We start from the raw sequence: 12336 nt of genomic DNA, 5'->3' as shown, positions 1-12336 counted from the left end.
TCAGGCAGGAACATGAAAAAGATCATTCCGTTAGTGTTAATTCCGTTTTTAGGCTTTGCCTCCGCTTCCGCGCTGGCTGACTCCGCGCCGAAATATACCCCGAATCATATTGCCGTTGCGGCGGATAAAAGCCCGCAACTGACCATCGAACATCAGTCCGGCTCCGCAAAAGTGGCACAAAAGCCATCGCGCGTGGTGCTGTTTGATTTCGGTGTGTACGACACCATGAATAAACTGGGACTGGCCGGTAATGTAGTCGCACTGCCGATGAGCAATCTGCCGTCATACCTGAAAGGGCAGGTGGACAGCAAAGTCGCGGATGCGGGCGGAATGAAAACCCCGGATCTGGCAAAAATTGCGGAACTGAAACCGGATCTGATTGTGATCACCGGTCGTCAGGGCAAATCATTTGATGAACTGAACAAAATTGCACCGACAGTCAACCTCGGCACCGGCGGTGATGATTATCTGGCAGCGGCAGAGGCCAATATTACTCTGATCGGTCAGCTTTATGATATTGAGAAGAAAGCCTCAGAAGAACTGGCCACGCTGAATAAAACCATCGCTCAGGCTCAGGAAAAAGCGGCAAAATCCGGTAAAAAAGTGCTGGTGATGCTGCACAATGACGGTAAATTATTCCCGAATAAACAGCCGGTTGTTTATCAGGTCGTAAAAGCGGCATCTGTTGATGTACCGGTTGACCCGAATGCAGAGAAAGGCAAGCGTCCGCTGGTAACGCCGGAAATGGTAGCGGAACTGAATCCGGACGTGATTCTGGTCATTGACCGCAGTGCGGCGATCGGCGCAGGGCAGTGGGACAAAGCGGCATTTGAAACCGATGGCGTGAAAAAGACCAATGCCTTTAAAAATGACAAAATTATCGTGTTACAGCCGGATCTCTGGTATCTCTCCGGCGGCGGGCTGGACAGTCTGAATCGTCAGGTTCAGGCCGTGGAAAGCGCGCTGTAATCAGCGGATTTATCTGAATAATAAAAACCCGGGCGTGAAAGCGGCCGGGTTTTTTGTTTTATAAAAACCGTTCCAGCAGGGTATTGAGGAATAACTTACCGTGTTCGGTTATCTGCCAGTGAGTTTCAGTTTCAGAAATCTCTCCGGCGTTAAGTGCCGCCTCAATCTGCGGGCGAACCACGGATTCCGGCAGCCCGGTGTAATCGGTGAAATCACAGCGCGGCATGGCTTCCAGTAACCGGAACCGATTCATAAAGAACTCAAATGGCCGGTCTTCCGTTGCTACCTCATTTTGCTGATCAAGATAGCGCCCTTCCATATAACCGCGCGGATGTTTGGTTTTGACTGTCCGCAAAATGCGGCCGTCAGCAAATGAAATTTTACCGTGCGCACCACAGCCGATCCCGAGATAATCCCCGAAACGCCAGTAGTTGAGGTTATGCTGACACTGAAATTCCGGTTTGGCATACGCGGAGGTTTCATATTGCACGTAACCGGCCTGTGTCAGTAACTGATGACCCTGAGAAAAAATATCCCACAGCAGATCATCATCCGGCAGTACCGGCGGGCGGGAGCCGAAACTGGTGTTCGGCTCAATCGTCAGCTGATACCAGGAAAGGTGCGGCGGCGCGAGTTCAATGGCCTGGCGCAAATCGCTGAGTGCTTCACCGAGATGCTGTTCCGGCAACCCGTGCATCAGGTCGAGGTTAAAGCTGCGCAGTCCGAGTGTGGCCGCCAGCCGTGCCGCCCGTTTGGCTTCTCCGGCATCGTGAATCCGCCCGAGACGGATCAGTTTGTCATCGCCGAAGCTCTGCACACCAATGGAAATACGGTTGATACCGGCTTTCTGGTAGCCGCTGAAACGATCGGCTTCCACGGTGCCGGGGTTGGCCTCCATGGTCACTTCCGCATCTGCCGCGACAGGGATACGGGCACGCACACCGTCCATCAGTGTCTGCATGGCTTCCGCACTCAGCAGGCTGGGGGTGCCGCCGCCGATAAAGACAGTGCGGATTTCCCGCCCGGCCACCAGCGGCAGATCGGCATCCAGGTCAGCCAGCAGATGTGCCACATAATCATCATGCGGTACTTCACCTTTCAGCGCGTGAGAGTTGAAATCACAGTAAGGGCACTTCTGAACACACCACGGAATATGAATATACAGACTGAGCGGGGGAAGCTTACCCATTACGCAGGGCTTCCGACAGCAGTGCCAGCGCTTTGCCGCGGTGAGACATGGCCTGTTTTTCTTCCGGGCGCAGTTGTGCGGCGGTTTTGTTCAGTTCAGGTAACCAGAAGACCGGATCATAACCGAAACCACCGTCACCCTGAGCCTGCTCTGCGATCACACCGGCCCAGCGGCCGTGGCAGATGATCGGCGTCGGATCATTTTCGTGACGCATGTAAACCAGCACACAGTTGAAGTGCGCCTGACGCTGTTCTGCCGGAACGCCGTCAAGGGCAGCCAGCAGTTTTACGATATTGGCACCGTCGTTACCGTCAGTACCGGCATAACGGGCGGAGTAGATCCCCGGCGCACCGCCGAGGTAATCGACGGAAATCCCGGAGTCATCCGCAATGGCCGGTAAACCGGTGACTTTCGCCGCGTGACGCGCTTTGATAATGGCATTTTCGACGAATGTCAGGCCGGTTTCTTCAACGGAGCCGACACCCAGTTCGGTCTGTGCCACCACATCCATACCGGCATCGGCCAGCAGTGAGGCCATTTCACGGACTTTTCCGGCATTACCGGTAGCTAAAACAATTTTTCGGGTCATATCTGAACCTGATTATAAAAATATCCACTGAACAATATCGTTATAGAGATAGCCCAGCGCATAAAGAATAAAAATAACAATCATTGCAGAGAAATCAATGCCGCCCATCGGCGGAATGATACGGCGGAACGGTGACATCAGCGGCTCAGTCAGCTGCATCAGTACATAATCCACCGGGTTGCGGCCCTGGCTGAACCAGCTGAGCAGCGCGCGGGCGAGGATCACCCAGAATACCGTCATCCCTGCAAGATAGAGAAGATTGAAGAAAGCAACTAACAGCATCAGCCCGCCGAGCTGCCCCTGAAAACCGGCCAGGAACCACGGAAAGAGCAGTTTCAGCAGCACAGCGACATAGGCCACCAGCACCGAGGCCGTATCAATCGGGCCGATAGCCGGAATAATACGGCGCAGCGGACGGACAACCGGCTGTGTGGCTTTCACAACAAACTGGGCAAACGGATTATAAAAGTCCGCGCGCGCCCATTGCATCCAGACACGCAGCAGTAAAATCGTGGCATAGGCATGCAGGAGCGTGGTGACAACAAAATTCAGTGTTTGCATCGGTGAAATCCTTAACAGAAAACAAATTAACCGGTTTGTGATAACGCACTAAGGTACAGGAAGGTTATGATACAGAATGATCAGGATACAGAATAGTTACGCGCACCGAAAATTGCAGTACCGATACGCACCATGGTCGATCCGCAGGTGATGGCAGCGTCCATATCGTCAGTCATACCCATCGATAACGTATCCGCCTGCGGGTATTTAACCTGCAGTTCGCGGAAAGCCGTTTCCATCTGACGGAAAACCGCGCACTGGCGCTCAGGGTCTGTTTCCGGTGCCGGGATTGCCATCAGCCCGCGCAGGCAGACGTTCGGCAGGGCTGCAACCTGTTCTGCCAGTGCCGGTAACTCTGCAAGGGTAATACCGGACTTGCTGTTTTCATCACTGATATTGATCTGGATAAGCACATTCAGCGGCGCTTTGTCCGCCGGGCGCTGATCACTCAGGCGTTGTGCGATTTTCAGCCGGTCGACAGTGTGGCACCAGTCAAAGTGCTCAGCGACCAGACGACTCTTATTCGATTGTAACGGGCCGATAAAATGCCATTCGAGGCTGGTGTTACCGGAGAAATACTGAATTTTCTCAACACCTTCCTGCACGTAATTTTCACCAAAGCGGTTTTGTCCGGCGGCTATCGCTTCTTCGAGCGCGCTCACAGGTTTGGTTTTACTGACGGCAAGTAAGGTCACTGTGTGTGGATCGCGGCCGCATTTTTGCGCCGCAGCGGTTATACGTTCTCTGATTTCTGTCAGATTGTCTTTTATTGGTTTCATGATGATCCGGGAGATAACCTAATGAATATGGATAATTTAATCGCCCTTAGTGTAAAGCATAATGCATCCGATCTGCACCTTTGTGTTGGTCAGGTGCCGGTACTACGGGTGGATGGAGAGCTTTTTTCTCAGACACACTGTGCGGCGGTGACGGAAGATGCACTGCGCGACTGGGTAAAGACGATCCTCGACCAGGCAAATTACCACAGATTGATGACAAAAGGGCAGGCCGATCTTGCGTTGTTTATCCGCGATCAACCTTTGCGGGCGAATATTTTTATGGCAGGGGGATTACTGAACGCTGCTCTGCGGCTGATCAGTCCGTCAGTTCCTTCTCTGGAGGACATCCTGGCGCCGCCGGTTTTTGCCGGACTGCTTTCAAAGACACAACGCGGGCTGATTCTTGTGACCGGCGCGACGGGCAGCGGAAAGTCGAGCACGCTGGCGGCGCTGCTCAGCTATATCAATCAGCATTTCCGGCGGCATGTGATTACCCTGGAAGATCCGGTGGAGTTTCGTCACCGCAACAGGCAGTCGCTGATCCGCCAGCGGGAGATCGGCCGTGACTGTGAGAGTTATCAGCAGGGACTGACCGCCGCGCTGCGCCAGGACCCGGATGTGATTATGCTGGGGGAATTGCGGGATGAAGCGGCGATCCGGCTTGCCCTGACAGCGGCGGAAACCGGGCATCTGGTGCTGAGCACACTTCATACGCGCGGAGCCATTGCGGCAATTGAGCGGCTGACGGATGCGTTCAGCGGTGCAGAGAAAAACCGTGTATGCAATCAGCTGGCCGGCAGTCTGGTGGCGGTGCTGAGTCAGCATCTGGTGGCAAAACAAGGGGGCGGGCGCTGTGCATTGTTTGATGTGCTGATTAATACCCCGGCGGTGGCGAGTCTTATCCGTGATAATAAAGCGTATCAGATAGCCACCCATCAGCAGTCAGGTGCGCAGTCCGGGATGATGACAGAAGAGCAGTGCCTGCAATGGCGGCGCAGCAGAGGGGATATTGCAGGGGAAACGGGCGCGATCCCGGCATGGTAAGGGGAACGGCGCGCCCGACGTGCGGGATAATCAGCCGTAAAGCTGTTCAAACCAGCTTTCGAGGATAATCACGGCAGAGGCGGAGTCCACCTTATCTTTGCCGAGCGCACGGTAACCGCCGTCTGCAAACAAATTAGCACGGGCTTCCACCGTACTGAGGCGCTCATCATGGAGTTCCGCGCGGATGCCAAAACGGCCGTGCAGGCGATTGGCAAACTTTTTCGCCTGATTCGTTACCAGCTGCGGCGTGCCGTCCATATTGAGCGGCAGACCGACAACCACATAATCCGGCTGCCATTCACGGAACACCGCCGCTATCAGTTCCCAGTCGGGAATACCCTCACGGGCTTTCAGTGCAGCCAGCGGGCGGGCGGTACCGGTAATGGTCTGACCGACGGCCACACCAATGCTTTTGGTGCCGAAGTCAAAGGCAATAACAGTATTGCTGCTCATTATGCGTGTCCGGCCTGTTGTGCGATGGTGTAAATATTGACGCCGATACCGGCAGCCGCTTCACGCCAGCGGTCGGGCATCGGTGTGCGGAACAGCAGACGCTGACTGGCATCAGCCACCAGCCAGCTGTTTTCCATAATTTCCCGCTCCAGCTGACCGGCTGTCCAGCTTGAGTAACCGAGCGTCATCAGGTAATGCTCCGGCTGCTCTGTGGTTCCCAGCGTTTCCAGCACGTCTTTCGACGTGGTCAGAAACAGATCATCCGTCAGACGGGTGCTGGCGGCATATTTTTTATCACCGGAATGCAGCACGAAACCGTGTTCTTCAGACACCGGGCCGCCGACCAGGACCGGCTTTTCCAGCGACTGATTTTCATCACGGGTATCCGGCGATATTTTCAGTTTCTGCAGAATTTTACCGACGGAAAGCTGTTCGATGGGTTTGTTGATCACCAGTCCCATCGCCCCGTTTTCATTGTGTTCACACAGATACACAACTGAACGCGCAAAATACGGATCATCCAGTGAAGGCATGGCAATGAGAATATGATGTTGTAAGTTCATAACCTTCTTTTCAGTCTGCCCGCAGAGCGGATAATACCGTCTGCGGGTGTGAGTGTACGGACACAGCGCCTGCTGTTACCGGCCGAGACGTTTTTCAATGGCATCCATCAGCATGCCGGTGACAGAAACATCCGGGTGTGCGGCTTCAATTTCGCGGGCACAGGTCGGGCTGGTTACGTTGATTTCAGTCAGACGGTCACCGATCACATCCAGGCCGACAAAAATCAGACCTTTTTCTTTGAGAACCGGTGCCACGCTGCGGGCAATGGCCCAATCGCTTTCGCTCAGCGGGCGCACTTCACCGTGACCACCGGCAGCGAGGTTACCGCGTGTTTCGCCTTTGGCCGGTATCCGGGCCAGGCAGTAAGGAACCGGCTCACCGTCCACCACGAGGATACGTTTGTCACCGTCTTTAATAGCAGGCAGGAAGTTTTGCGCCATGCAGAAAGTATGGCCGTGATTGGTCAGCGTTTCGATAATCACACCGACGTTAGGATCATCCTGTTTCAGACGGAAAATAGAGGCACCGCCCATACCGTCGAGTGGTTTGAAAATCACATCACCGTGTTTCTGATGGAATTCACGCAGGCGCTGTGCGCTGCGGGTAACCAGGGTGTCCGGGGTCAGATCGGCAAACCAGGCGGTGAACAGTTTTTCGTTACAGTCACGCAGGCTCTGCGGCTTGTTGACGATCAGGGAACCGGCGCTTTCCGCCCGCTCCAGAATATAAGTGGCGTAAATGAATTCAGTATCAAACGGCGGATCTTTGCGCATCAGGATAACATTCAGCGTTCCCAGGGCGATATCCTGTTCGCTGCCGAACTGATACCAGCCTGCCGGATCTTCTTTTACTGTCAGTGTGCGGGTACGGGCACGGGCAACGCCCTGATGCAGGTAGAGGTCATTCATTTCCATATAATGGATTTCATAACCACGGCGCTGTGCTTCGAGCAGCATCGCGAAACTGGTGTCTTTTTTGATTTTGATGGAATCGATAGGATCCATCACAATACCGAGCTTGATCATTTTTTCTCCTTAACCCAGATCGCCGAAACGCACCTGCAATGCGGTGATTGCAGTGAGCGCGGTAGTTTCTGTGCGTAATACACGCGGCCCTAATAATATGTCGGTAAACTGATGACCGGCAGTCATCGCGATTTCCTCTGCTGACAGCCCGCCTTCCGGACCAATCAGTAACCGCACTTTAGCGGTTTCTGCAGGCAGTGTATTGATACTTTGTGAGGCGCGCGGATGTAAATTTATCTTCAGTGCATCATCCGTTTCCGCACACCATGCTTCCAGGGATTGCACCGGGCGGATCTCCGGAATCACATTACGTCCGCACTGCTCGCAGGCGGCGATGGCAATTTTCTGCCACTGCTGCTGTTTTTTCTCCAGCCGTTCACCATCCAGTTTAACACCACAGCGCTCAGAGATCAGGGGGGTAATAATCTGAACACCCAGCTCAACCGATTTTTGAATGGTAAATTCCATTTTTTCACCGCGTGACATTACCTGTCCGAGGTGGATGGTCAGCGGGGATTCACGGTTGTCGTCCTGTTCATCAGCGATACGGACAGTCACACTTTTTTTGTTGATACCGGCAATTTCGGCATTAAAAATCCGGTTGGTGCCGTTAAACAGGATCAGGGAGTAACCGGTTTTCATCCGGAGCACACGGGCAACATGGTTGGCGCCGTCTTCTGTCAGTTCAGTCACCATGCCGGGGGTTAAAGTACCGGGGTGATAAATGCGCGGGATCCGCATGAAAATATCCTTTTCGTTCTGCCGGCACGCCGCCGGTTTATATATATTGCCCCATGATAATAGAGGGGGGAATCTCACTGCAAGCATCAGCCGGGATCAACACTGCCCGTAAGGGCTGTCAATATTGCGTGATGACCCGAAAAAAAATGTAATTCAACTGTAATCAGGGGAAAAAACGTGTCTTTCCCGGGGCGGTCAGGCAGGCTGCGGATATTGCAACAGGGAACGCGGCGGAGGACACATGGACTGGCTGATTATGATTATCTGGGGAGTCGTTTTACCGTTGCCGGTAAAAGCCGGGACGGAATATATTCTGCGGCAGTATTATCAGTATCCGCAACGGTTATCCGGCTGTCGTGTGTATCTGAACTGCCTGTTGTCCGGCATCTTTATTGTATTCTGGTCTGACGGGCAGGGCGTATCTGTTCTGTTTCTGACACTGCTGTTTTTATGCCTGGTGATGCTGTTTCATATCGATAATGCGGTGTTTTATCTGCCGGACAAGCTGGTGTTTCCGGTACTGTGGGCCGGGTTGCTGTTTCAGAATGAGGTACAACTGGTGACGATTTCTTCCGCGCTGTACGGAGTGATCGGCGGTTTTTTTCTGCTCTGGTTTGTGGCGGAAGGTTATGCATGGTGCCGTAAAAAAAGCGGGCTGGGCGGCGGGGATATCAAACTGTTTTCAGCAACGGGGGCCTGGGTGGGTGCTGAACAGCTTGCTCTGCTGCTGATGCTGGCATGTGTATCCGCGCTGGTGGTGTACGGGCTGCACTATTTCCGTCACCGCTATAATCATCCCCCGCCATGCAGCCCGGGAATTATTGCCTTCGGGCCGCATTTAATTGCGGGGATGATTATGGTGATGGGACTGATGTCAGTCAGTCGTTTTCAGTAACGGGATCAGCTTTTCCCAATGTGATTCTGCACCCAGTACCGCCTGGTTCGGAATATGCTGAAATACGCCGTCTTCTTCCAGCAGCAGTGTCGGGAAGCCGCCGGTTGGATTATGGACAAATAACTGACGGCTCTCACTGATATGCTGCTCAGTATTATCAGACTGAATATCGCTGATCCCCAGATTATCCGCCAGCTTGCGTAAGGTATCGCGGTTAAGCGGCAGCCCGTCCTGATAATACGCTTTCTGGCAGGCATCCAGCATTTCAATGCCTTTACCTGACTGTGCCTGCGCACTGAGAATGGCGGCAATCGGCGGAACAGAATCCATCACCCACTCCTGATTTTTCAGCAGGGCGTAAAAGGCATCGGTAAATGGCTGTCCGGTCATCTGAGTGATGCGCTGATTATGGCTGCGGATCATGTCCCGCATACTGTCATCCGCCGGGCGGCGTTGTGAACCGGTGATCATCCCGCCGCCGTGCAGGGCGATGGTTACGCCCTGTTTATGTGCGGCCTGAATAAACGGCGCAATACCATAACACCAGCCGCAGAGCGGATCATAAATATAGTGCAGCGTTTTTACTGACATCATGTTTTCCTTAAATCAGATTACTGCGGCCAGCGCATTTCGCCTTTGAGTACTTTGGCGCTCAGTTCCAGGCTGGATTCATCTGCCAGAGCCGGGTAAGCCGCTTTCAGTGTGCTGATCATCTGCTGCGAGTCCTTGCTCTCTTTCAGAGCGGTTTCCGCGCGGGTCAGATAATCTGCGGTAAAGGTAATGGCAGCCGGTGAAAAATGGCTGTTACCGGTGTAATGGCCGGGTACCACGGTGGCCGGTTTTTTGTCCTGCATACTTTTCAGTGACTGCTGCCAGTACTGACGGGATTCCGGGGTCTGGGTATCTGCCAGCCAGACATGGATATTTTCTGACACCAGCACGCCGCCCATCACGGCAGACAGTGACGGTACCCACACATAACTGCGTTCCGGTGCCGGGCTGTCCAGTCCTTCAATCAGGATACTTTCCCCTTCCAGCATAATGCGGTTGCCCTCTAACGGCTCCGGTACAATGATACTCTGCGGGGCATTCTCTTTCAGTACCGGTCCCCAGTAAGCCAGTTTACCGTCTTTGCTCTCTTTGATCAGTGCGACAGTTTGCGGAGTGGCGACAATTTTAGCCTGCGGGAAAGCTTTTTTCAGTTCATCCAGTCCGAAATAGAAATCCGGATCAGAGTGACTGATATAAATGGTGGTCAGTGTTTTGCCGGTCGCACGGATTTTATCCGCCAGTACCTGAGCATCATCTTTCTGAAACTGAGCATCAATCAGAACCACCTCATTTTTGCCGCTGATGATCTCTGAAGAGACCGGGAAGATACTTTTTTCGCCCGGGTTATACACTTCCAGAGAGAGTGGTGCGGCAGCAGTGATAAAAGAAGCACTCATCAGTGCGCTGAATACCAGAGAAGTACGGATTGCAGAAGTCATGGTGTTATCCTTTTTGCAGGTGAATCGTTGAGATGACGCTATAATAAATTGCATAATCCGCCGGAAAAACCCCATAATCCGGTCTTCATTGTTGCATAAAACGGACAAATAAAATGGACAGGATCACTGCTGCTCAGGTTTTTATCGCCATTACCGAACAGCGCAGCATGAGCAAAGCCGCAGATATGCTGGGTATGTCCCGTGCGATGGTGACACGCTATCTGGCCGAAATGGAAAACTGGGCCGGTGTGCGGTTGCTGAACCGGACAACCCGCAGCCTGACGCTGACTTCCGCCGGTGAAACGGTGCTGACACAAAGCAGGGAGCTGCTGTCACTGGCGACTGCGATTGCCCGCCCGGTGGTGACAGAAGATGAGGCGGTGAGCGGTCTGGTACGGGTAACCTGTGCTCAGTCGCTGGCGATGGTGGCACTGTCGAAAGCGCTTGTGCTGTTTCGTGCCCGCTATCCGGCCATTGCCGTGGATGTGCAGGTGACGAATAAGGCGCTCAGTCTGGTGGAGGAACGGATTGATCTGGGTATCCGTATCACCAACAATCTTGAGCCGAACCTGATTGCAAAGCCGCTTTCCCGCTGTGATTCAGTGGTTTGTGCATCACCGGCCTATCTGGAAAAACACGGTTATCCGCCGTCACCCGAATCACTCAGTGAGCTGACCTGCCTGACTTATAATTTCTACGGCCGCAGCCTGTGGCTGTTTGAACGGGATGATGAGGTCATTTCTGTGCCGGTTAGCGGGGCGCTCAGTGCCAATGAATCCACGTTTCTGCTGGAAGCGACGCTGAACGGGGAAGGCATTGCATTGCAGCCGTATTGCTCGGTGTATGAGTATCTGAAAACCGGGCGTCTGGTGCGCCTGTTTCCGGAATACCGGCTGCCTGCGCTCGGTATCTACGGCATTTACACCAGCCGTGAGCATATGGCGCGGCCGTTGCGCCTGTTGCTGGATTTCCTGGCGGAGTGGTTTGCGCATTCGCCGGACTGGCTGCCGTATCTGCTGGATGAAAAAACTAACCGCTGACCTGTTTTAATTGCTGCAAAATGACCTGCATATGCTGACGGAGATGTGTGACAAAAATATCCGTCAATACAGAATGCGGCCTGTGCTGCGGGCGGATCAGGCTTACGGTGAACGGAATATCCGCACTGAACGGACGGACACAAATCCCGCTGCAATCCATTGCGGTCAGCGGATTGACAACAGACACTCCCAATCCCTCTCTGACCATGGCACAGACTGAAGCGGCACTGTGTGTTTCCATAATCATCCGCCGCGGAATTCGCTTTTCACTGAATAATGTATCAATTTTCTGCCGGTAACTGTCCGCAACGGACAGACTGATAAAATTCTGATGTGCAAAATCAGCGGGTGTCAGAACCGCTTTGCTGCACAGCGGATGCGATTCCGGCAGCACACAGACTTCACTGAGTGTGAGCAGGGTTTCCTGCAGTGTGCCGGGCGGTGTCAGCTGATGTTCGGTGATCCCCAGATCATAACGCTGGGCGGAGAGCCACTCTTCAAGCAGCGGGGATTCCTGCGGGGCGATTTCAAAATTCACGTCCGGGTATTGTGTATGAAACGTGCGGCAGACAGCAGGCAGTAAGGACTGGGCAAAGGCGGGCAGGCAGGTGATTGCCAGCTGAGCATGCTGAAACTGGCGGATACTCTCCGCAGCACGGCTGATGCGCTCAAGTCCGTAATATGATCGCTCCACTTCCTCAAATAGCCGCAGTCCCTGTTCAGTCGGGTGCAGGCGGCCTTTGATACGGTCAAAAACACGGAATCCCAGGATTTTTTCGAAACGGGCAAGCTCCCGGCTGACAGTCGGCTGGGATGTGTGCAGCAGTTGTGCGGCATCGGTCAGACTTTTTGTTGTCATAACCGCGTGGAATATATCAATGTGACGCCAGGAGTAGTGTTCCATTATCCATCAAATCCATATCAGTAATGAATAGACCTTAGCAAATCAGATATTTTAAATCCCGAAGATTTTTTGTCACGATGGAAAAAAATGAGA

General features: G+C 53.4%; 15 protein-coding genes. 4 read left to right on the top strand and 11 right to left on the bottom strand.

What is annotated here, in order from left to right; translation table 11 throughout:
- Positions 1 to 12: 12 nt before the first annotated feature.
- Positions 13 to 969, top strand: a complete 957-nt coding sequence (locus tag R5268_RS15935) for a siderophore ABC transporter substrate-binding protein (RefSeq protein WP_317419747.1) — start codon at positions 13 to 15, stop codon at positions 967 to 969.
- Between the two features lie 58 nt (positions 970 to 1027).
- On the opposite strand, the gene hemW is transcribed toward R5268_RS15935, so the two are convergent.
- From hemW to R5268_RS15915, 4 genes are all read right to left on the bottom strand, one after another.
- Positions 1028 to 2158, bottom strand: a complete 1131-nt coding sequence (gene hemW / locus R5268_RS15930; protein ID WP_317419746.1) for a radical SAM family heme chaperone HemW — start codon at positions 2156 to 2158, stop codon at positions 1028 to 1030.
- On the bottom strand, positions 2151 to 2747 hold the full coding sequence (gene rdgB / locus R5268_RS15925; protein ID WP_046895178.1) for an RdgB/HAM1 family non-canonical purine NTP pyrophosphatase: 597 nt from the start codon (positions 2745 to 2747) through the stop codon (positions 2151 to 2153). The genes hemW and rdgB overlap by 8 nt, the downstream gene beginning before the upstream one ends.
- 12 nt (positions 2748 to 2759) lie before the next feature.
- Positions 2760 to 3308 (bottom strand): YggT family protein, encoded by a 549-nt coding sequence (locus R5268_RS15920; protein ID WP_046895179.1) that lies wholly within the window; start codon positions 3306 to 3308, stop codon positions 2760 to 2762.
- Positions 3309 to 3388: 80 nt separating this feature from the next.
- A complete protein-coding gene (locus R5268_RS15915; RefSeq protein WP_166707157.1) occupies positions 3389 to 4087 on the bottom strand; it encodes a YggS family pyridoxal phosphate-dependent enzyme in 699 nt (232 codons plus the stop codon).
- Between the two features lie 21 nt (positions 4088 to 4108).
- Between R5268_RS15915 and R5268_RS15910 the strand changes: the two genes are divergently transcribed.
- Positions 4109 to 5131 carry a PilT/PilU family type 4a pilus ATPase gene (locus R5268_RS15910; RefSeq protein WP_317419745.1) on the top strand — a complete coding sequence of 341 codons (1023 nt, stop codon included), beginning with the start codon at positions 4109 to 4111 and terminating at the stop codon, positions 5129 to 5131.
- 30 nt (positions 5132 to 5161) lie between these two features.
- On the opposite strand, the gene ruvX is transcribed toward R5268_RS15910, so the two are convergent.
- From ruvX to rsmE, 4 genes are all read right to left on the bottom strand, one after another.
- On the bottom strand, positions 5162 to 5584 hold the full coding sequence (gene ruvX / locus R5268_RS15905; protein ID WP_004237826.1) for a Holliday junction resolvase RuvX: 423 nt from the start codon (positions 5582 to 5584) through the stop codon (positions 5162 to 5164).
- The gene (locus tag R5268_RS15900) at positions 5584 to 6147 is read right to left on the bottom strand and encodes a YqgE/AlgH family protein (RefSeq protein WP_317419744.1); all 564 of its coding nucleotides are present in this window, start codon (positions 6145 to 6147) and stop codon (positions 5584 to 5586) included. The genes ruvX and R5268_RS15900 overlap by 1 nt, the downstream gene beginning before the upstream one ends.
- A gap of 75 nt (positions 6148 to 6222) precedes the next feature.
- Entirely contained in the window at positions 6223 to 7173 is a 951-nt protein-coding gene (gene gshB / locus R5268_RS15895; RefSeq protein ID WP_107679638.1) for a glutathione synthase, read from the bottom strand.
- Positions 7174 to 7182: 9 nt separating this feature from the next.
- Complete coding sequence (gene rsmE / locus R5268_RS15890; RefSeq protein ID WP_317419743.1) at positions 7183 to 7914, bottom strand: 16S rRNA (uracil(1498)-N(3))-methyltransferase; 732 nt, start codon at positions 7912 to 7914, stop codon at positions 7183 to 7185.
- A gap of 241 nt (positions 7915 to 8155) precedes the next feature.
- Between rsmE and R5268_RS15885 the strand changes: the two genes are divergently transcribed.
- Positions 8156 to 8809 carry an A24 family peptidase gene (locus R5268_RS15885; RefSeq protein ID WP_317419742.1) on the top strand — a complete coding sequence of 218 codons (654 nt, stop codon included), beginning with the start codon at positions 8156 to 8158 and terminating at the stop codon, positions 8807 to 8809.
- Here R5268_RS15885 and R5268_RS15880 read toward each other — a convergent pair.
- Together R5268_RS15880 and R5268_RS15875 are read right to left on the bottom strand one after the other, a co-directional pair.
- Positions 8789 to 9403, bottom strand: coding sequence for a DsbA family protein (locus R5268_RS15880; RefSeq protein ID WP_317419741.1), 615 nt, complete (start codon positions 9401 to 9403; stop codon positions 8789 to 8791). The two genes, R5268_RS15885 and R5268_RS15880, sit on opposite strands and share 21 nt — an antisense overlap.
- 17 nt (positions 9404 to 9420) lie before the next feature.
- Positions 9421 to 10299, bottom strand: coding sequence for an MBL fold metallo-hydrolase (locus R5268_RS15875; protein ID WP_317419740.1), 879 nt, complete (start codon positions 10297 to 10299; stop codon positions 9421 to 9423).
- Positions 10300 to 10412: 113 nt separating this feature from the next.
- On the opposite strand from R5268_RS15875, the gene R5268_RS15870 reads away from it, so the two are divergent.
- Positions 10413 to 11339, top strand: a complete 927-nt coding sequence (locus R5268_RS15870; RefSeq protein ID WP_046895187.1) for a LysR family transcriptional regulator — start codon at positions 10413 to 10415, stop codon at positions 11337 to 11339.
- Here the strand turns inward: R5268_RS15870 and R5268_RS15865 are convergent.
- A complete protein-coding gene (locus R5268_RS15865) occupies positions 11329 to 12243 on the bottom strand; it encodes a LysR family transcriptional regulator (RefSeq protein WP_054424773.1) in 915 nt (304 codons plus the stop codon). The genes R5268_RS15870 and R5268_RS15865 overlap by 11 nt on opposite strands.
- Positions 12244 to 12336 lie beyond the last annotated feature (93 nt).

This window comes from Morganella sp. BCCO 40_0007 (assembly GCF_032989665.1).
Lineage (GTDB): Bacteria > Pseudomonadota > Gammaproteobacteria > Enterobacterales > Enterobacteriaceae > Morganella > Morganella sibonii.
The sequence above is the reverse complement of the archived record's forward strand: the minus strand, read 5'-3'. Positions and strand labels throughout refer to the sequence as shown.

Excerpts from the sequence above, each read along its gene's own strand:
- R5268_RS15935 (WP_317419747.1), top strand. The coding sequence starts at position 13 with ATGAAAAAGATCATTCCGTTAGTGTTAATTCCGTTTTTAGGCTTTGCC.
- hemW (WP_317419746.1), bottom strand. The coding sequence starts at position 2,158 with ATGGGTAAGCTTCCCCCGCTCAGTCTGTATATTCATATTCCGTGGTGT.
- rdgB (WP_046895178.1), bottom strand. The coding sequence starts at position 2,747 with ATGACCCGAAAAATTGTTTTAGCTACCGGTAATGCCGGAAAAGTCCGT.
- R5268_RS15920 (WP_046895179.1), bottom strand. The coding sequence starts at position 3,308 with ATGCAAACACTGAATTTTGTTGTCACCACGCTCCTGCATGCCTATGCC.
- R5268_RS15915 (WP_166707157.1), bottom strand. The coding sequence starts at position 4,087 with ATGAAACCAATAAAAGACAATCTGACAGAAATCAGAGAACGTATAACC.
- R5268_RS15910 (WP_317419745.1), top strand. The coding sequence starts at position 4,109 with ATGAATATGGATAATTTAATCGCCCTTAGTGTAAAGCATAATGCATCC.
- ruvX (WP_004237826.1), bottom strand. The coding sequence starts at position 5,584 with ATGAGCAGCAATACTGTTATTGCCTTTGACTTCGGCACCAAAAGCATT.
- R5268_RS15900 (WP_317419744.1), bottom strand. The coding sequence starts at position 6,147 with ATGAACTTACAACATCATATTCTCATTGCCATGCCTTCACTGGATGAT.
- gshB (WP_107679638.1), bottom strand. The coding sequence starts at position 7,173 with ATGATCAAGCTCGGTATTGTGATGGATCCTATCGATTCCATCAAAATC.
- rsmE (WP_317419743.1), bottom strand. The coding sequence starts at position 7,914 with ATGCGGATCCCGCGCATTTATCACCCCGGTACTTTAACCCCCGGCATG.
- R5268_RS15885 (WP_317419742.1), top strand. The coding sequence starts at position 8,156 with ATGGACTGGCTGATTATGATTATCTGGGGAGTCGTTTTACCGTTGCCG.
- R5268_RS15880 (WP_317419741.1), bottom strand. The coding sequence starts at position 9,403 with ATGATGTCAGTAAAAACGCTGCACTATATTTATGATCCGCTCTGCGGC.
- R5268_RS15875 (WP_317419740.1), bottom strand. The coding sequence starts at position 10,299 with ATGACTTCTGCAATCCGTACTTCTCTGGTATTCAGCGCACTGATGAGT.
- R5268_RS15870 (WP_046895187.1), top strand. The coding sequence starts at position 10,413 with ATGGACAGGATCACTGCTGCTCAGGTTTTTATCGCCATTACCGAACAG.
- R5268_RS15865 (WP_054424773.1), bottom strand. The coding sequence starts at position 12,243 with ATGGAACACTACTCCTGGCGTCACATTGATATATTCCACGCGGTTATG.